Raw genomic sequence first — 18,432 nt, 5'->3', positions numbered from 1 at the left:
ACGGCGGGCGGCGGGCGCAGCCGCCGTTGCCGAACGGCCTCGCGGTGCAGATCATCTACCGTAATCAACGCGCGCAGGGCGAAGTGCGTTTGAGCGACGCGTGGCGCGTGAAGCCGAGCGACACGCTGCTCGCGGAACTGCGCGCGGCGTTCGGCGAGAGCGCGGTCGAGATCGCGTACTGAGCGCCGCGCGAAGCCTGTCCGAAGCGCCGTATCCGATTCGCCGGTTCCGCGCGCGGCCGCACGCCGCGTGGCGGAATCGGGTACATTGCCAGCCACAACCGCCCGCTCGATGGATCGTCCCTTGGCCGCCTTGTTTGCTCCCGATCGCCCGCCCCGTACCATTCTCGTCTGCAGCCCGCGCCGGATTGGCGACGTCTTGCTGACCACGCCGCTCGTGCGTTCGCTGAAGGCGCGTTGGCCCGGCGCGCAGATCGACATGCTGGTGTTTCGCGGCACCGAAGGCGTGCTCGAAGGCAATCCGGACGTGCGGCGGGTGATCGTCGTCGCGCAGCGTGCGAAGTTCGGCGAGCGCTTGCGCGATGCGATGAGGATCTGGCGCCGCTATGACCTCGCATGCGCGGCGCTCAGTTCGGACCGGCCGCGCTTCTATAGCTTCTTCGCCGGCAAGAAGCGCGTCGGCCTCGTCGATCCGGACCGCGTGACGCTGCTCAATCGCTTCATGCTCCACCGTATCGCCCTCAATCGGCACGAGTCGGTGCATACCGTCAGCAGCAGCCTGGCGCTCGCGGCCGTGCTCGGTATCGAGCCGCATGCGCAGGTCGTCGCGCCCGGCTTCGGCGACGATCCGGCGCGGCATGCGCGCTTCGATGCGAGTCTCGTCGCGCCTGCCGCGCGGCAGGCGGGGCAGGCGCTCGTCGTCGTGCATCCGGTGCCGATGTTCGAATACAAGCGCTGGCGGATCGACGGCTGGGCCGAGCTGATCCGCTGGCTGCGCGCGCGCGGCTTCGCGGTTGCGCTGTCGGGCGGGCCGGCGCAGGCCGAGCTCGACTATGCGGCGCGCGTCGCCGAGATGGCGGGCGAGCCGGTGCTGAATCTGGTCGGGAAGCTGTCGTTTGCCGAAAGCGCGGAACTGTATCGCCGCGCGCGGCTCTTTATCGGGCCGGATACCGGCGCGACGCACGTCGCGGCCGCGACGGGCGTGCCGACGATCGCGCTGTTCGGCCCGTCGGACCCGGTGCGCTGGGGGCCCTGGCCGAACGGCTGGCCGCCCGGCAACGATCCGTGGCCGCTGCGCGGCTCGGCGCAGCGCGGCAACGTCTATCTGCTGCAGGGCGAGGGCGCGTGCGTGCCGTGCAAGCTCGAAGGGTGCGAGCGCCGCCTCGACAGCCCGAGTGCGTGCCTGACGGAGCTGGCCGCGAGCCGCGTCATTGGCGTGGCGGCGCGGATGCTGGGGTGCTCGCCGTAACCGCGTCGCGGGCGCCGGCCGCCTGGTCGCGCCAGCCGCAGCCAAGCAGGATGCCGGCAAGCAGCGTGAGCAGATGCCCTTCGGTGAAGTCGAGGAGCATCGAATTCGCGAGACAGCCGAGCGCGAACGCGAACAGCCACGCGAGCAGCAGATGGCGCGAGCGCGGCTCGAGCGTGGCCGCGTCCCGCCCGATCCGGGCCAATAGGTAGACGAACAGCGCGGCGCCAATCACGCCGAGCTGCACCGCCATCAGCAGATATTCATTGTGCGGGTTGTGCGTGAGTTCGCCCTGCGCGCCGGTCTTGCCCGCCGTCAGCTTCTCGAATTCCGTGCCGAGGCCGCCCGCACCGTAGCCGATCACGGGCCGCGCCTCGATCAATTCCAGGCTCTTGCGATACCACTCGACGCGTAGGCCGGTCGAGGTGACCGCGTTCGATTCGCGATACTCGCGCACTTCGCTGACGACCTTCATCATCCGCTCGCCGGGCATCGTGCAGGCGACGACGATCACGGCCGCCGCTGCTGCGGCGATGCCGATGCCGAGCAGCAGCGGGCGGGGGCACAGCGCGTCGCGATGCTGCAGCGCATAGCGCGCGGCGATGGCGAACACGAAGAGAATCGCGACGATTTGCCCGGTGCGGCCTTGCAGCATCACGAGCACGTTGACGAGCGTGAGCAGCGCGATCGCGGCGAAGATCGCGCGCGCGCGGCGGCTGCCGGCGGCGAGCGCGAAATCGGCGGCTTGATAGAACAGCAGCGCGCCCAGCATGCCGGCGGCGATGTGATTCTTGAACACCCACGCACGCGAGAGCGGCTCGCCCGCGATATGCGCGGGGCCGATCGCGGTCAGCCCGAGATAATTGGTCGTCGACAGCACGGTGACCGTGATGAGCGTGACGAACAGGCTCCAGCAGGCGATCTTCTGCCAGCCCGAATCCTTGAACGCGATGACGGCGAGCGGCAATGCAAGCAGCTTCACGTACTTACCGACCCATGACCACGCCTCCTGCTGCGGTGCGACGCTATAGGCGACGCTTGCGGCGAGCGCGGCGAACAGCAGCAGCGCGGCGAGCGCGGACCGGTGGCGCGGCATCGACGGCAACCGACGCCAGAATTCGGGCGAGCTGACGAGCGTGAGCACGAACAGCGCGCACATGATGTTGGTGAGCGCCGTCGACAGCGGCACGCTGCACAGCGCGGCCACCGCGCAGGCGCGCGCGGCGGTCAGACGCCGCGACGCGTCGTGAGGGGCGAGCTTCATCGAGAGTTGCAATTCATCGCTCCGGAAAAAGGGGAGAGTAGTAGGTCAACGCGCGTGCGTTACGGCGCCGGCGCGAGTTCGTCGAGGCCGCACTCCGCGCGGGTGCTGCCGTTCGCGAGCCGCGCGAGCACCTTCGCGTGATTGGGTCCCTCGCGCTCGCGCGACGCTTCGCGATGCCAAAGATGCAGCACTTCGGTCGCCCAGAAGCCGCGCTTGCGCGCGACGCCCGCGTTGTGCAGCCGCGCGACGAAGTCCGCGTCCTCGTGGCCCCAGCCGGTGAACGTTTCGTCGAAACCGTTGACGGCGAACGCGTCGCTGCGCCAGACGGCGAGATTGCAGGTCTTGATGCCGCGCCAGACGAAGCCCTTGACGCGCCGCTGCGGCAGATCGGGCAGTTTCACGACGAGCGGCAGCACTTTGTTGATTCCGCCCGTCGCGCGCTCGCGCAGCCAGAACGACGCGGGTTGCGCATCGAGCGGCAGGCGCCGCGCGAGCGCCTGTTGCGTCAGGCGCGGCGACAGCAGAATGCGGCTGCCTGTCACCACGGTGCGCGGCGCGGCGAGCGTGCGGTGGCGCGCGACGAAATCGCGTTGCGGCACGCAGTCGCCGTCGAGAAAGATCAGGTAGTCGCCGCGCGCGCGGGCGATGCCCTTGTTGCGGCTTGCCGCCGCGCGAAAGCCTTCGTCGGTCTGCCAGACATGCGCGATCGGCACCGGGGCGCGCGCGGCAATCCGTTCGATTGTCTCGCGCGTCGGCGCGCCCGAGCCGTCGTCGGCGATCACGATCTCGAAGTGGCGGTCGGTTTGCGCGACGCAGCCGTTCAGCACCAATTCGAGCGCATCGGGGCGATTGTAGGTGGTGATCACCACGGTAATGAGCGGATCGCGAGTCATGGCCGGTCCTCGCGCGGCACGCTCGGCGCGTCGTGCATCAGCATCAGCTTCAAATAGCGGTAATACGTTCCTTCGGCGTTCGACACGGCAAGCATCAGGCCGGTGCGCCCGTCGAGAAAGCCGCGTTGCAGCACGTAGGTGCGCACGAACGCCCAGGCGCCGCGCGCGAGCGCCTGGGCGAGGCTGCCGCGCCGGCCCGCCGCGTGCCGCTGGCGCGCGCCGGCAGTCGAATACGAGTCGATCTTGCGCAGCACCGTCTCGAAATTCTCGTATGAATAGTGAAACAGCTTACCCGGTAGCCGTGCCGGAGCGCCGTCGAATATCAGCCGTTCGTGGACCAGATCGTCGGAGAAGCGCGCCGCGCCGCGGCGAAAGAGCCGCGGCACCCAGTCCGGATACCAGCCGCTGTGGCGCACCCACGCGCCGCAAAAGCTCGACAGCCGGTCGAGCGCGTAGACGGACGCGGCGGGCGCGGCGAGCGCCGCGCGGATCGACGCGGCTAGCTCGGGCGATACGACTTCGTCGGTGTCGATCGACAGAATCCAGTCGGTCGACAGCTCGGCGATCGCGCGGTTTTTCTGCGGGCCGAATCCCGGCCAGTCGGTTTGCACGATGACGCGTGCGCCGTGCGCGCGGGCGATGGCGGCGGTGCCGTCGGTGCTGCCGCCGTCGATGACGACGACGTCGTCGGCGAACGACAGCGCGTCGAGGCACTGCGCGAGCCGCGCCGATGCGTTGAGGGCGATGAGGGCCACGCCGAGGGTGGGTTCTGCCATGAATCGAAAGCCGGGACGGGTGCGCGTTGCGCGATGAGTATCGGACGCGAGAGTATACCTGTGCGGCGGCCGGGCCGGCCGCGGCTTCGTCGGCCGTGACGGCGGGGCGGCTATAATGTGCGGCCCCGTGTGCATGCCGGCGGCCGTCGCGGGTTTTCCCGGGCCTGGGTTCGATGCGCGCGCCGGTGCACGCCGGCCGCCGCCGTGGCCCATACCGGTATGCGGGATCCGGCCCGCGTCGGCATTGGCGCGGCGCGCGGCGGCTTCGGCAACGCTCCCCGCCTGCGGCGCGACCGCGCGCCGGCATGAGAAAGCACCGGCCGCAACCTCAGAAGGATCGCCTTGGAAACCCAGAACACTCTACGCAAGCCGACGAGCGCGGCGGGCACCTCCGCGAAATCGGTGCTCGTGCGCCTGTGGCCGTATATCAAGCCGCTGCTGGGCGCGATCGCGCTGGCCGTCATGACGATGGGCATCGTCGCCGCGACGGAGGCGGGGATTCCGGCGCTGCTCAAGCCGCTGCTCGATCACGGCTTCGGCTCGCACGGCAGCGACCGCGCGAAATGGTACGTGCCCGCCGCCGTGATCGGCCTGGCGCTCGTGCGCGGCCTCGCGCAGTATTCGTCGAATTACCTGCTGAACTACGTGTCGAACCGGATCCTGCTGAAATTGCGGCTGACGATGTTCGAGCGAATGATTCATACGAGCGCGTCGTTTTTCCAGCGGGAGACGGCCAGCACCGTGATCAACGCGATCGTCTTCGAGGTCAACCAGATCCTCAACGTGCTGACGGGCGTGATGATCACCCTCGTGCGCGATTCGTTGACGGTGATTTTCCTGCTCGGCTATCTGTTCTACTTGAATTGGCGGCTCACGCTGATCGTCGCGGTGATCCTGCCCGGCATCGGCTGGCTCGTCAGCAAGATCAACCGGCGGCTGCGGCGGCTCAACCGCGAGCATCAGACGTTGACGAACGAGCTGTCATACGTGGTCGAGGAGACCGTCGCCGGCTACAAGGTCGTCAAGGTGCATAACGGCGAGCGTTACGAACTCGACCGCTTCACCGCGATGAGCAAGCGCCTGCGCGGCTATGCGATGCGCATGGCGGTGTCGGGCGGCCTCGCGCAGCCGCTCACGCAGTTTCTCGCGTCGATCGCGCTGGCCGTCGTGATCACGATCGCGGTCGTGCAGTCGTCGAACGATCAGACCACGGTCGGCGGCTTCGTCGCGTTCGTCACGTCGATGCTGCTCGTGATCTCGCCGCTCAAGCATCTGATCGACGTGAACCAGCCGCTGCAACGGGGGATGACCGCGGCCGAGCTGATTTTCGGGCTGATCGACGAGCCGCTCGAGCCGAAGGGCGGCGGTCGGCCGCTCGCGCGCGCGCGCGGCGAAATCGAGTTCCGCGACGTGTCGTTCGATTACGGTGCGACCGAGCGGCCGACGCTCGACCGGGTCTCGTTCAAGGTCGCGCCGGGCGAGATGGTCGCGCTCGCCGGGCCGTCCGGCAGCGGCAAGACGACGCTCGTGAACCTGCTGCCGCGCTTTTTTGATCCGACGGACGGTGCGATCTATTTGGATGGCGTGCCGACATCGGATTACGACGTGCACGCGCTGCGCGCCCAGATCGCGATGGTGAGCCAGGACGTCGTGCTGTTCAACGATACGATCGCGGCGAACGTCGCCTATGGGCAGACGCCCGAGCGTGCGCGCGTGCAGGCGGCGCTCGAGGCGGCGAACCTGGCGGATGCGGTGGACGCGATGCCGGACGGCATCGATACCGTCGTCGGCGGCAACGGGATGCGGCTGTCGGGCGGCCAGCGCCAGCGTCTTGCGATTGCGCGCGCGATCTACAAGGACGCGCCGATCCTGATCCTCGATGAAGCGACCTCCGCGCTCGATTCCGAATCGGAGCGCCATGTGCAGGCGGCGCTCGAGCGGCTGATGCAAGGGCGCACGACGCTCGTGATCGCGCACCGGCTGTCCACGATCGAGCGCGCCGACCGCATCCTCGTGCTCGAAGGCGGCCGGATTGCCGAAGCGGGCAGCCACGGCGAACTGCTGCAGCGCGGCGGGCTCTACGCGCATTTGCATCGGATTCAGTACCAGCAGCAGGCGGCTTGACGGCCGCCTCGCGTCGGGCCGCTAACGCCGCCAACGACGCCAACGACGGCGCGCGCGCCGCGCCGAGCTTCCCCTTTTCAGCGCTTCAAGTCTTGGCCAGCCAGCGGCGCTCGATCTGCGTAATCGTCCAACTCACCACGGTCGCGCACGCGGTGCCGAGCGTCACCTCGCCGAGCCTGACGAGCGGCACGTCCCACAGCGGGCCGCCGCCCGGAAACAGCAGCACGATCGTCGCGGTGATCGCGCCGAGCCGCGCCGCGCTGCCGACGTTCAGGCACCAGCAGCAGACGATCGCGGCCACGATCGTCATCGCATAAGCGGCGACATGCCCGATGCCTGTCGCCGCGCCGGCGAAACCCACCAGGCCGCCGACGATCGCGCCGACGAACTGGTCGCGCGACAGACTGATCGTATCCGCGTAACTATGCTGCGTGACCGCGATCGCGGTGATCGCGGCCCATACCGCCTGCTCGGTGTGCAGCGCGCGGCCGATTCCGTATGCGAGGCACGCGCCGCTCGCCGCCTGCACGGCCATCAGCAGCCCTTGCAGCAGGCGCTCGCCGAGCGGCAGTCCCTTGAACAGGTCGAGCGCCGAGCGCTGGATCTGCTGGCGGGCGTTGTTGAAGGACTTGATCGTTTCCATCTGATCCGAATCCGTCGTCATTGCACCGGTTCGGCGGACGAGGCTTGCTCGTCGCCGACGGACGCCGTGTCGCGCGTCTCGGGCATCGCGAGCCAGACGAGCAGCGTCGCGAGCGCGCCGGCGGCCGCCAGCCCGAAGAAGCTCGCGGTGTTGCCGAAGCGATCGGCGGCGAAGCCGGCGAGCGCGGTGCTGAGCGTCGCGCCGATGCCCGCGGCGAGTCCGAACAGCCCGATGCACAGGTTGTAGCGCCCCTTGCCGCCCGCGACGTCCGCTGCGATCAGCGGCAGCATCACGCCGAACACCGCCGCGCTCAGGCCGTCGAGCATCTGCACCGGCACGAGCAGGTAAGGGCTCGACACGCCGGCGAACAGCAGCGCGCGCGCGGGCAGCGCGGCGAAGCCGAGCAGCAGCAGCGGCCTGCGCCCCCAGCGCTGCGCGCCGCGGCCCACCCACGGCGAGAGCATCGCGACGATCGCCTGCGGCACGATGATGCATGCGGCGATCACGAGCTGGACGTTTTCACCCATGCCGGCGGTCACTTCGCCTGCGGCGAGGTTGAGCATCGCCGCGTTCGATAGATGGAACAGCACGACGCACGCGGCGAAAATCAGCATGCGCCGGTCGCGCAGCAGTTCGCGCAGCGTTTCGCGCGGTTCGCCGTCATCGGCGTCCGTGCCGGCGCCGGCGCGCGGCATATGCGCGCGGGGCGGCGCGGCGTGACGCGGTAATTCGATCATCGCGAGCGCGACGAGCGCGGGCATCGCGAGCGCGGCCGTCAGCCAGAACACCGCGCGTGCGGACAGATATTCGCCGGTGAGCCCCATCAACCCCGCCGCGACCGCGCTGCCGATCGACGCCCAGCGCGCATTGCGGCCGAGCCGGTCGCCGAGGTTCTCGCGTCCGACCAGCGCGAACGAGATCGCGGCCATCGCCGGCACCAGCATGCAGCTCGCGAAGCCGTGGAACACTTCGGCGGCGATCACCGGCACGACGGTCGGGCTTGCGGCAAGCAGCACCGCGGACAGGATGATCGCGACGATCGCCCACGCGGCCGCGCCTTTCTTGTTCTTCAGCGCGTCGACGGCCGCGCCGCCCGGCACCTGGCTGACCATTGCGCTGATCGTGCCGATCGATAGCGCCATGCCGATTTCGCCCTGCGTCCATTTATGCGACGCGAGATACGACGCGATGAACGGGCCAAAGCCGGTTTGAACGTTTGCGACGAAGAAGTTGAGCCAATCGAGGGCGCGCAGGCTTCGTACGCTGAGCACGTGCCGGACCGTCATCGTTTCACACTCGACGCGGCGGCGGCCGGCATGCTTGCGCCGGCAGGCGGCGCGATGGATGAAGCAACGGGCGGCGAGACGGCGACGATCGGCCTGTCGCCCGCATACGGCGGCGATGCCTTCAGTTGCATATCGTTCATATCGAGCCACGCGCGCGGCGGCTTGTCTTTCGGCGCGAAGCGCAGCGCCGACCAGCTCGCGGCGATCGTGCGCCGGTTCGGATCGACGAGGCCGCCGACTTCCAGCACGATGGCCTGCGGATCGCCGCCGCGGCCGATCAGCACGTCGACGACGCGGCCGATCCTCGCGCCGCCGGGGCGCTCGATATCGGCGTCGATGATCCGCATGCGGCCGGTTTCGGCCAGCAAGTCGGCCGAGCCCGTGAGCGGCAGCGTCTTCGGGCGAGCCGCGGCGCTCGGCATGTCGAGCGCGATCGGCGCTTCCTTGCCGCCCGGCGTGAAGCGGAACAGCCGCCACGGCAGGATCACCTTGCGGTCGCCGACGCCCATGAAGCCTTGCAGATTCACGATCACGTCGCGCGGCGCGCCGCTTGCGTCGGCGGTCATGTCGACCGCGCGGCCGACGGTTTTGCCGTCGCGCCGCACTTCGCTGTCGAGCAGCGTGCGCACTTGGGCGCGGTCGATCGCGCGTGTCGCGATCAGCGGCGCGGGTGCGGGGGGCGGCGCAGGCGCAGGCGCGGCGGGACGGGCGGGCTTGCGCGGGCGCGGCGGCTCGCGGTGCGGCTTTTTCGGCGCGGACGCTTCGACGGGCTCGGGCGCGCTGGCGGGCTCCGGCGTGGCCGGGGGCTCGCTCGCCGGCTCGACGGGGGTGGCGACGGCTTCGACGATCGGCGCGGGCGTTTGCGGCGCACGAAACAGGGCGCAGCCGGACAGCGCGAGCAACGCGATGAACAAGGGGGCCGCAGTAGCGGTGCAACGGACGAGACGGGGGGCTGAACGCGGGAATCCGCCGCTCATGGGATCGTACTCCATGACTGGGGCAGGCCGCCGGGCACGGCGCTGCTGTCGGTGATGGCGCAGGCCCGGCGGCCTCGCGCGAGCCCAGAGTTTAACCTGTGATGAATGAGGGCCGCGAAAACAGGGGCGGGGTGGCGGCGTTTGAGGTGCCTGCGGCGTCTGCGCTGGAGGGGACGGAGGAAGGATGGTCCGCGGCGCGAAGCGTCACGCGTGCCGGGCGGCACAGCGTTGCCCGCGCGAACGGCGCCGGGCTCGCGCCGGCTTCGGCGACATGGGCGGCGGCGGTGTTGACCGCATGGCGGACTTCGCATCGATATGCGATGCCCCGAATTATTGGGGCATATGTGTGGTTTTTCTTGTGGATTTGAAATCAAACCTTGTTTTCAAGAATCGAATATTTTTTATCGATATGGCATTCATTGCCGTAATCGGATCTCGGTTTGATTTAAAAATACATCACGAAATCCCTGAATTTTTCGAAAAAATATTCATTTGACTCGCTGCGGAATGCTGCGGGCGACGAATGATCGGTCGAGGGCGAGACCTGCCGCGCCGGCGTTACGCGGTACTCGAAACGACGGCGAAGCGGCCGGGCCGTGCGAAAAAATACGTGCCTTATTCCGATTGAGATGGCGTTTAATTTATTTAGATGGAGGGATTTGAAAACAGTGGTTCGCCGGATTATTTCGTTTGTATGGATATTATTTCGTGCATTTTCCGTATGGGCGATGGCGGCGACCTATGAAATAACTCGGATGTCGGTTAAAAGTAACGGCATCCTGCGCGCCGGACGACGTTAAGACCGGCGGGCGGGTACGAGAGTGGGATCATTACTTCGTAAATATCGGCGTGACGCTCGAAACGACCTGCGACCAGCAACAATAATGGAGACGTAAATGAATTCGTTCGATAATCTATCGGAATGTGACGAGCCTGCTTCGTCGCACGGCCCGGCACTTCAGGTCGGTAAGCCAGAGGCTTCGGCCGACAGGTGTCCTCCGGCAACGGATTGCGCAATCGTAGCGGCATTTTTCTGTATTGATCTTTGAGGAGCGCACTGATGCCTAAGCAAAGCTCCTCGATTAATGGCGCTTCCTGCGCACTTTCGAGTCATCCGTCCGGAGAACCGGATTCACCGAACAACAAGCAGTCGTGCACAACCAAGGTGGTCAGGCGCGCAAGCTGGCCGCAGATGGGCGGACTCGCGTCTCTCAATGGGCTACCGCGAAAGGAGTGGTCCACGCCGGGCGCTTCGTCGATTCGCGCGCCAATATCTGCTGCGCCAGTGCCAAGCGAACCGATCCGCGCTGGATTTGGAGTGGAAATCGAAATCGACAGCGTCTTGGTAGAGGGCAATACCGGAGACGGTCGGCCGCTTCGCCAGCACGACGTTTTACTCGAGTCCCAGGATAAGAAATGGAAATTGGTATGTGACGAGACAAGGGCGGGGCTCGATCTCGAGTTCGTGACAGTGCCATTGGCGAGCAAGGACGAGGTGCGGGAGGTCGTAAAGGAAATCGCTGCCGTCTGCAATAAAATCCGCCAGAGCGGATTAGAACTCAACAAGAAAAGAGAACGCGAATCGGTCGAGGTGCAGCTCAAGAAATTGGTTGAAGGTATGAACGTGGATCTGGTGGCCGATTGCCAACTGCGGATCAAAAAGCCGGGGGCGCAGAATACGTTGCAACCTACCGGATGCCGCGATTTGCCCGTGCTGCAGACCAAGAAAACGGAAATGACGGCCGTCCTGCAAACGACGTGGGGTGTTAGTCTCGAGAAACTGCCGGAAATGATCGAGGAAGTCGATCCCTTGTATTACGCCGGTGGATCGAAATATAAAAAAGTACAGAAAGATTTCGATGAGATTGACCCGCGTTTCAGAGGCATCAAAGCCATGACGGAGAACGTAAGAAACTATGTTCTCAAACATCATGGTTTGGTTTTGAGCAAAAAGGCGGAAGGGTTTGTCAGTCTGCTGAATATGTACTTGGCCAGGGCGCAGTCGCGTAAAGCAGTTCCGTCCGGCAGCACGATTCATGTGAGATTCAGGATGGAGGCGCGCAGCGACTTTTGCTCGATATTTTCGAAGCTGCTGGACGACGGCGATCGAAGTGTCATGCGCAAGCTGCTTCTTCCGGGTGAAGGCGAAACAGTACCCCTCATGATGAAGGCTTTGAGGTGCGAGAACCCGGAGCAATGCGTCTTCGCGATGGAATATGAAACGCTGGACGGCCAGAGTAAGCAGCGGGGCAGCACGATCAAGGATTGGTTTGCGTCCATTATAAATGGTCGCGGTGAAGGCGAATTGATTAAAGATCTGATGTCGCCGCCGCGGGGCTATCGGCTGCACAACGGCAATAAAGATCAGAAAGACTATGGAATGGGGGCGGTAGGCGTTGACGAGGAAAACGGACTTGTTTTATTCGAATTCCGTGGTATGCCTGATCGTCAAAAAAATTTACCGATTCACGAATTTGAAAAAAGAGTGATGAACGAATATCGGAAGGCCTTGGAGAATAATCCGAGCCTTACGGAAAATGCCCATGAAAAAATTATGGATTTTCATGAGCGCGTGGAATTGAATAATTTGAATGCCGTGAAGGAAATAAATAGGGAAATGGAGAGGGATGCCACTGAAAGAGAGGCGGCGGCAAGCGCGAGGTATGGGTTGGTGAATAAACTTCTCGGGCGGCAGGAAAAATCGGCTGGGCAGATCAGGAAAGAAAGGCTTAGAAAGTTTTTAATCGATAAGGCCCCGGTAAAGGATAAAAAAGACGAGGCTGCGGATCAGGTCCGGAAAAAAAAGACGAAAGACGCATGGCCGCTGCCGTTCCCGTTGCCTACCAACAACCAGCCGCCCAGTGATGCGGCATTCGCGGCGGAGCGCGATGCGCCCGCCGAGGGCCGGGCCTCGAATGGCGCGCACACATCAGCGCCGGCGCATGCAAACGAACGGCCAATGGGTTCTAAAGCGGCGAATGACGCTGTATCAGTAACGAGTGCTTTATTGTCGCTTTTTTATCAAATCGGAACCGAAAACCAAGCGCGGCTGGAGAGGGCCAATGCTGAAAAAGAGGCCGAGTCCATTCGGTTCCATGCGCGGAGAAAGGCATCGTATGAACCGTCGTCGAACCCGAGATTCACCCAGCCATTGCCGGAATCAGCCTATTATCCATTCCTGGTGCCGGGCGCGAACCCAGGCCCAAGCTCAAGCTATCGTGTGCCGCCGTCCGTGACGCAACCCATGCCGCCTGCCGAAGCATTACCCCCGAGCGACGCCAGCATTGCACCAAGGGGGTTCAGAGCTAGGAGGGGCTCGATTACCGAATCGATGATTTCCCGCGAAGAAAGAGTAATGCGCGCCACGCTGCAAAGGGACGGGGAGGGCTATATCAGCCCAGAAGCGGCAGAGGAGACGCGCTGGCAGACAGCGGGCATCAATATTCAAATGGGCATCAATATTGAAGAAGATTGAATCCGCATGTACCGGCCCGGTTTCTGGAGCGGAAAGCGGCTTCGCGGGTTATCCGAGCTGCGTTCGGAAATTCCGTGATGCCGCTTCACGGCACGCGCGCAGCGCTATTTTTTTATGATTGTTGTAATGCTTACGGCCGAGCGGGGCCGCTTTCATCGATCGGGCCGGTTTTGGCGGCAGCACGGCACACATGGCTGACTGATCGAACCCCGGATGACGCGTGCTGCGCGGCACTGCCGATGCTGGACGCCCGCGCGCGACGCGTATCGCGAGCGCGTATATTCCGCCGCGCTTCCTCCGCGCGCTATCGCGAGCCGTCGTTGTGCATACCTTCGTCATTGCTCACCACGACCAGCACCTCCGCCTGCGTCGCGCCGACGATGCGTTCGACCACTATCCGCGATGGGCCGCGCAGATCGGCCCCGCGCGATGCGCTTGCCCGGCTGGGCGCCTTTGGCGAAAACCTGTCGACGCCGGGCATCACCGAGCGCGATGTGTGCGTGGGCGACGTCTTCACGCTCGGCGTCGGCGGCGCGGCGTTGCGGAATCGCGCAGGCCGCGGGCCCTACATCAGCACGATGTCGTACTGCTCCTGACTCAGATTCGACTCCACCTGCAGCGACACCGGCTTGCCGATGAAATCGATCAGCATCGCGAGATGCTGTGATTCCTCGTCGAGAAAGAGATCGATCACTTGCTGCGACGCGATCACGCGAAACTCGCGCGGATTGAATTGCCGCGATTCGCGCAGGATTTCGCGCAGCACGTCGTAGCAGATGGTGCGCGCGGTTTTCACCTGTCCCTTGCCCTGGCACACCGGGCACGGCTCGCAGAGTACGTGCGCGAGCGATTCGCGCGTGCGCTTTCTGGTCATCTCGACGAGCCCGAGCTGCGAAAAGCCGTTGACCGTTACGCGCGTGCGGTCGCGCGCGAGCGCCTTCTTCAACTCGGCGAGCACGGCGTCGCGATGCTCGGCGTTTTCCATGTCGATGAAATCGATGATGATGATGCCGCCGAGGTTGCGCAGCCGAAGCTGCCGCGCGATCGTATGCGCGGCTTCGAGGTTCGTCTTGAAAATCGTGTCGTCGAAGTTGCGCGCGCCGACGTAGCCGCCGGTATTCACGTCGATCGTGGTCATCGCCTCGGTCTGGTCGATCATCAGATAGCCGCCCGACTTCAGATCGACGCGCCGCGACAGCGCGCGCTGGATTTCGGTCTCGATGTTGTACAGGTCGAACAGCGGCCGCTCGCCGGTGTAGTGGTGCAGCTTGACGCTCACGGCCGGGGTGAACGCGGCGGCAAACTCGGCAAGCCGCTCGTGCGTCTCGCGCGAATCGATCTGGATACGCGTCGTATCGTCGTTCGCGAAGTCGCGCAGCACGCGCTGCGCGAGGTCGAGATCCTGATACAGCAGGCTCGTCGCGGGCAGCCGCTGCCCTTGCGCGACGATCGTCGCCCAGGTTTTGCGCAGATAGGCGACGTCGGCGGCGAGTTCCTCGCTGGTCGCATCCTCGGCGATCGTGCGCACGATGTAGCCGCCTTTTTCCTCGCTGGGGATGACGGCGGTGAGCCGCGCGCGCACCGCTTCGCGCTCGGCCTCGCTTTCGATTTTCTGCGAGATGCCGATATGCGGCTCCTGCGGCAGATAAACGAGCGTGCGGCCCGCGATGCTGATCTGCGTCGACAGCCGCGCGCCCTTCGTGCCGATCGGGTCCTTGATCACCTGAACCATCAGCGTCTGCCCCTCGAACACGATCTTCTCGATCGGCTGGTGCGGCGCGCTCGACGGCGCGTCGCCCGCCGGGCGCGGCTGCCAGATGTCGGCGACGTGCAGGAACGCCGCGCGCTCGAGGCCGATATCGATGAATGCCGACTGCATGCCGGGCAGCACGCGCACCACCTTGCCGAGATAGATGTTGCCGACGCGCCCGCGCGACATCGTGCGCTCGACGTGAAGCTCCTGCACCGCGCCTTGCTGGACGAGCGCGACCCGCGTTTCCTGCGGCGTGACGTTGATCAGGATTTCTTCGTTCATGATGAGTTTAGAAGGCGACGCGCGCGGCGCGCAGCAGCGTCGCAGTCTCAAAGAGGGGCAGACCCATGATACCTGAATGGGAACCGTCGATCCGCTCGACGAATTCGGCCGCGCGCCCCTGGATCGCATACGCGCCCGCCTTGCCGAACGGCTCGCGGCTGTCGACGTAGCGCTCGAGCGCGGCGGCGTCCGCCGGTGCGAAGCGGACCTCGGAGCGTGACAGCGCGGGCGGCATCAGTTCGCCCGCGGCGTCGATCACGGCCACGGCGGTCAACACCTGATGCGTGCGCCCGGCAAGGCGTGTGAGCATCGCGAGGGCGTGCGCGGCGTCGTCGGGTTTGCCGAGAATCGCGCCGTCGATCGTCACGGTCGTATCGGCGACGAGCACGGGCGCGGCCGGCTTGCCGCTCGCGACGAGCCGCGCGCGCGCCGCGTGCGCCTTCGCGACGCACACGCGCAGCACGTAATGATCGGGCGCCTCGCCGGGCTGCTCGGCCTCGAGCGCTTCGGCGTCCTCGTCGGCGCGCGGCAGCAGCAGTTCGTGGCGCACGCCGAGTTGATCTAGCAATTCGCGTCGCCGGGGGCTTTGCGATGCGAGGTAAATGAACGGGTAGGGTGGGGGAGCGTGCTCGGGCATGGTTCTTGGTGTTATCGAGCGCATGCGCGACGCGTCGGGACGACGCCCGCTCATGCGCGGTGATAGGGGTGATTCTGCGTGATGCTCCACGCGCGGTAAAGCTGTTCTGCGAGCAGGACGCGCACCATGCCGTGCGGCAGCGTGAGGCTCGAGACGCGCAGCAGCAGTTCGGCGCGCGACTTGAGCTGCGCATCGAGGCCGTCCGCGCCGCCGATCACGAACGCGACGTCGCGGCCGTCCTGCTGCCATGCGGGCAGCGCCTGTGCAAGCTGCATCGTGGTCCAGTCGCGGCCGCGCTCGTCCAGCGCGACGACGCGCGCGTTTTTTGGTAGCGCAGCATCGATGCGTTGTTTCTCGGCGGCCATCACGCTGTCGGCGCTGCGCGTGCCCGAGCGCAGCTCGGGCTTCACTTCGCGCAGCTCGATGCGCAATTCGGGCGGCATGCGCTTCGCGTATTCGTCGAAGCCGGCCGCGATCCAGTCCGGCATCTTGTGGCCGACCGCGACGATATGCAGTTTCATGAAGAGCGAAAAGGCTGAAAGGAGGGCGAAAGAGACGCGAGCAGACGACCCGCGCGGCAGGGGCGCCGGCGCAGCGCTCGCGCCGCGTCAGCGGCGGCGCGCGGCGCTCTTGCGCGGCGCGCGCACGGGCGCCGGCGCAGCGGCGCGCTCGTCGGTCTCATCGTCGTCCACGTCGGCTTCTTCGGCGGCACGCGCTCCGCGCGCGTGGGGCGCCGGGCTGCCGAGCTTCATCCGAACCGGCTTGTCGCCCCAAATTTCCTCGAGGTTGTAGTACTGGCGCAGCGCCGGCTGAAGGATATGGACGACCGCGTCGCCGCAATCGACGAGCACCCATTCGCCCGTGTCTTCGCCCTCCGAGCTGACGACGTCGCCGCCGGCTTCCTTGACTTTGTCGCGCACGTTCGACGCAAGCGCCTTGGTTTGCCGGTTCGACGTACCGGATGCGACGATCACGCGGTCGAACAGTTCGGTCAGGTGGCTCGTGTTGAACACTTTGATGTCTTGCGCCTTGATGTCTTCGAGGGCGTCGACGATCACGCGTTGGAGTTTGCGGATATCCATGAGTCAGGGATGGTAGAGACGATGTTGAAGAATATAGGCCCACACGGCGGCGGGCACATGTTCGGCGGATGCGTCGGGCACCTGCGCGCGGCGCGCGATGCATTCGCGCAGGTGCGCGCGGATATCGGTGGCGGCGACGTCGAGCGCGAGCGCCGTGTCGATCAGCAGGCAGCCGGCGGGCGTTGCCTGCAGCACGGCGGCGCTCGCTTGCCGGTGCGCGATCTCGGCGGCGACGGCGGGCGGCGCGGCGGCGAAATCGAAGCCCGGCCGCGTCGCCGCGCACACGTGCGCGAACTCGAACAGGCGCCGCCAGTCGCGCCACGTATCGAGCCGCACGAGCTGATCGGCGCCGATCAGCAGTGACAGCGAGACGTCGGGACCCAGACGCGCGCGCCAGCGCGCGAGCGTCTCGACGGTGTAGGTCGGGCCGGCGTGCTCGATCTCGTCGGTCGCCACCGATACGGCCACGCCCGGCAGCGTGAGCGAGCCGGCCGCCGCGCGCGCCATCGCGAGCCGATGCCCGGCCGCCGACACGTCCCGTTTCTGATACGGCTGGCCCGCCGGCATCAGCACGAGTTCGGTGAGCCGCAGCACGTCGGCGAAGCGGCGCGCGAGCGCGAGATGTCCGTCGTGAATCGGATCGAACGTACCGCCCAGAATGCCGATGCGGCGCGGCAGCGGGGCGAGGTGGGGCGAGGCGGGCGGCGCGTGTCCTTGGGCGCGGGTGTCGCGGCGGGCGGCGAAGCGGTTCATGCCCAGTCGCGCGGTACGAGAAAATCGCTGTAGAGGCGCGCCTCCGGCGTGCCCGGCTCGGGGCGCCAATCGTAGCGCCAGTTTGCCGTCGGCGGCATCGACAGCAGAATCGACTCGGTGCGCCCGCCGCTTTGCAGGCCGAACAGCGTGCCGCGGTCGAACACCAGGTTGAATTCGACGTAGCGGCCGCGCCGGTACGCCTGGAATGCGCGTTCGCGCTCGCCGTAACGCGTGTCGCGGCGGCGCTCGATGATCGGCAGATACGCGGGCAGGAACGCATTGCCGACGCTTTGCAGCAGGTCGAACGCGCGCTCGAAGCCCGGCTCGGAGAAATCGTCGAAGAAGATGCCGCCGACGCCGCGCGCCTCGCCGCGGTGCTTCAGATAAAAGTAATCGTCGCACCATTTCTTGAAGCGCGGATACAGCTCGGCGCCGAACGGATCGAGCGCCGCGCGGCAGGTCTGGTGGAAATGCCGGGCATCCTCCTCGTAGCCGTAAATCGGCGTCAGGTCCATGCCGCCGCCAAACCAGAATACCGGCTCCTCGCCCGGTTTCGTCGCGATCAGCATCCGCACGTTCATGTGCACAGTCGGGCAGTGCGGATTGCGCGGGTGCAGCACGAGCGATACCCCGAGCGCCTCGAAGCCGCGTCCGGCGAGTTGCGGGCGTGTGGCGCTCGCGGACGGCGGCAGCGCGTCGCCCGCGACGTCGGAAAAGCCGATGCCCGCGCGCTCGAAGAAGCCGCCGTCCTCGAGGATGCGCGTCGTGCCGCCGCCGCGCAGCCGCTCGCCGGGGCCGCGCCGCCACGCGTCGGCGGACAGCGCGGTGCCGTCGAAGGTGCCGAGCGCGTCGGCGATGCGCGTCTGCAAGCCTTGCAGGTACGCGCGTACACGGTTGACGTCGTAGTTCGAATCGGTCATCGGATGAGAGGCGGCTTCCGTCGTTCGGACGCCGCTAAAAATAGCTTCTTGTCGGGTATTTTAGCGCCCGGTGCGGGAGCGCTCCGTCGCGGCGGCGCAGCGCGGCGTCATGATCACGGCAGGCAACGCAACGACAGGCCGG

The 18,432-nt window shown here is 66.1% G+C and carries 17 protein-coding genes and 1 pseudogene; 6 read left to right on the top strand and 12 right to left on the bottom strand.

The window, feature by feature from the left end; all coding sequences use genetic code 11:
* A partial coding sequence (locus BSIN_RS15465; RefSeq protein WP_143757464.1) for a hypothetical protein occupies positions 1-182 on the top strand: 182 nt, incomplete at its 5' end.
* A gap of 109 nt (positions 183-291) precedes the next feature.
* Positions 292-1,428 carry a glycosyltransferase family 9 protein gene (locus tag BSIN_RS15460; RefSeq protein ID WP_089341156.1) on the top strand — a complete coding sequence of 379 codons (1,137 nt, stop codon included), beginning with the start codon at positions 292-294 and terminating at the stop codon, positions 1,426-1,428.
* Here BSIN_RS15460 and BSIN_RS15455 read toward each other — a convergent pair.
* The 3 genes from BSIN_RS15455 to BSIN_RS15445 are packed head-to-tail and all read right to left on the bottom strand — an operon-like array spanning position 1,388 to position 4,358.
* The gene (locus BSIN_RS15455; protein ID WP_089341155.1) at positions 1,388-2,689 is read right to left on the bottom strand and encodes an O-antigen ligase family protein; all 1,302 of its coding nucleotides are present in this window, start codon (positions 2,687-2,689) and stop codon (positions 1,388-1,390) included. The two genes, BSIN_RS15460 and BSIN_RS15455, sit on opposite strands and share 41 nt — an antisense overlap.
* 59 nt (positions 2,690-2,748) lie before the next feature.
* Positions 2,749-3,582 (bottom strand): glycosyltransferase family 2 protein, encoded by an 834-nt coding sequence (locus BSIN_RS15450; RefSeq protein ID WP_089341154.1) that lies wholly within the window; start codon positions 3,580-3,582, stop codon positions 2,749-2,751.
* On the bottom strand, positions 3,579-4,358 hold the full coding sequence (locus BSIN_RS15445; protein WP_059513058.1) for a glycosyltransferase family 2 protein: 780 nt from the start codon (positions 4,356-4,358) through the stop codon (positions 3,579-3,581). The genes BSIN_RS15450 and BSIN_RS15445 overlap by 4 nt, the downstream gene beginning before the upstream one ends.
* A 342-nt stretch (positions 4,359-4,700) precedes the next feature.
* Here BSIN_RS15445 and msbA point away from each other — a divergent pair, with 342 nt between their 5' ends.
* Positions 4,701-6,482 (top strand): lipid A export permease/ATP-binding protein MsbA, encoded by a 1,782-nt coding sequence (gene msbA / locus BSIN_RS15440; protein WP_143757463.1) that lies wholly within the window; start codon positions 4,701-4,703, stop codon positions 6,480-6,482.
* 85 nt (positions 6,483-6,567) lie between these two features.
* Here the strand turns inward: msbA and BSIN_RS15435 are convergent, their stop codons facing one another.
* The 3 genes from BSIN_RS15435 to BSIN_RS15425 are packed head-to-tail and all read right to left on the bottom strand — an operon-like array spanning position 6,568 to position 9,388.
* Positions 6,568-7,125 (bottom strand): FUSC family protein, encoded by a 558-nt coding sequence (locus BSIN_RS15435; protein ID WP_059513275.1) that lies wholly within the window; start codon positions 7,123-7,125, stop codon positions 6,568-6,570.
* A 17-nt stretch (positions 7,126-7,142) separates the two neighbouring features.
* Positions 7,143-8,411: an MFS transporter gene (locus BSIN_RS15430; RefSeq protein ID WP_089341153.1), complete on the bottom strand. Its 1,269-nt coding sequence runs from the start codon at positions 8,409-8,411 to the stop codon at positions 7,143-7,145.
* A complete protein-coding gene (locus BSIN_RS15425) occupies positions 8,408-9,388 on the bottom strand; it encodes a PRC-barrel domain containing protein (RefSeq protein WP_173678694.1) in 981 nt (326 codons plus the stop codon). Before BSIN_RS15425 ends, BSIN_RS15430 begins: the two co-directional genes overlap by 4 nt.
* Positions 9,389-9,572: 184 nt before the next feature.
* Here BSIN_RS15425 and BSIN_RS25420 point away from each other — a divergent pair, with 184 nt between their 5' ends.
* From BSIN_RS25420 to BSIN_RS15415, 3 genes and pseudogenes are all read left to right on the top strand, one after another.
* Complete coding sequence (locus BSIN_RS25420; protein ID WP_143757462.1) at positions 9,573-9,884, top strand: hypothetical protein; 312 nt, start codon at positions 9,573-9,575, stop codon at positions 9,882-9,884.
* A gap of 822 nt (positions 9,885-10,706) precedes the next feature.
* Positions 10,707-12,863 (top strand): DUF3824 domain-containing protein, encoded by a 2,157-nt coding sequence (locus tag BSIN_RS15420; RefSeq protein ID WP_089341151.1) that lies wholly within the window; start codon positions 10,707-10,709, stop codon positions 12,861-12,863.
* Positions 12,864-13,245: 382 nt separating this feature from the next.
* A pseudogene (locus BSIN_RS15415) lies at positions 13,246-13,429 on the top strand (MOSC domain-containing protein); the annotation flags it as partial.
* Here the strand turns inward: BSIN_RS15415 and rng are convergent.
* The 6 genes from rng to hemF form a co-directional block, all read right to left on the bottom strand.
* On the bottom strand, positions 13,429-14,898 hold the full coding sequence (gene rng, locus BSIN_RS15410) for a ribonuclease G (protein ID WP_089341150.1): 1,470 nt from the start codon (positions 14,896-14,898) through the stop codon (positions 13,429-13,431). The pseudogene BSIN_RS15415 and the gene rng sit on opposite strands and share 1 nt — an antisense overlap.
* 7 nt (positions 14,899-14,905) lie before the next feature.
* Entirely contained in the window at positions 14,906-15,535 is a 630-nt protein-coding gene (locus BSIN_RS15405; RefSeq protein ID WP_089341149.1) for a Maf family protein, read from the bottom strand.
* Positions 15,536-15,585: 50 nt separating this feature from the next.
* Positions 15,586-16,056, bottom strand: a complete 471-nt coding sequence (gene rlmH / locus BSIN_RS15400; RefSeq protein ID WP_089341148.1) for a 23S rRNA (pseudouridine(1915)-N(3))-methyltransferase RlmH — start codon at positions 16,054-16,056, stop codon at positions 15,586-15,588.
* 87 nt (positions 16,057-16,143) lie between these two features.
* Positions 16,144-16,617, bottom strand: coding sequence for a ribosome silencing factor (gene rsfS / locus BSIN_RS15395; protein WP_089341147.1), 474 nt, complete (start codon positions 16,615-16,617; stop codon positions 16,144-16,146).
* Between the two features lie 3 nt (positions 16,618-16,620).
* On the bottom strand, positions 16,621-17,370 hold the full coding sequence (locus BSIN_RS15390; protein WP_256583820.1) for a nicotinate-nucleotide adenylyltransferase: 750 nt from the start codon (positions 17,368-17,370) through the stop codon (positions 16,621-16,623).
* Positions 17,367-18,290 (bottom strand): oxygen-dependent coproporphyrinogen oxidase, encoded by a 924-nt coding sequence (gene hemF / locus BSIN_RS15385; protein ID WP_089341146.1) that lies wholly within the window; start codon positions 18,288-18,290, stop codon positions 17,367-17,369. The genes BSIN_RS15390 and hemF overlap by 4 nt, the downstream gene beginning before the upstream one ends.
* Positions 18,291-18,432: the final 142 nt, after the last annotated feature.

The sequence above is a fragment of the Burkholderia singularis genome, assembly GCF_900176645.1.
Taxonomy (GTDB): Bacteria; Pseudomonadota; Gammaproteobacteria; order Burkholderiales; family Burkholderiaceae; genus Burkholderia; species Burkholderia singularis.
Note: the sequence above shows the minus strand (reverse complement) of the source record. Positions and strands in the feature narration are given on the sequence as shown.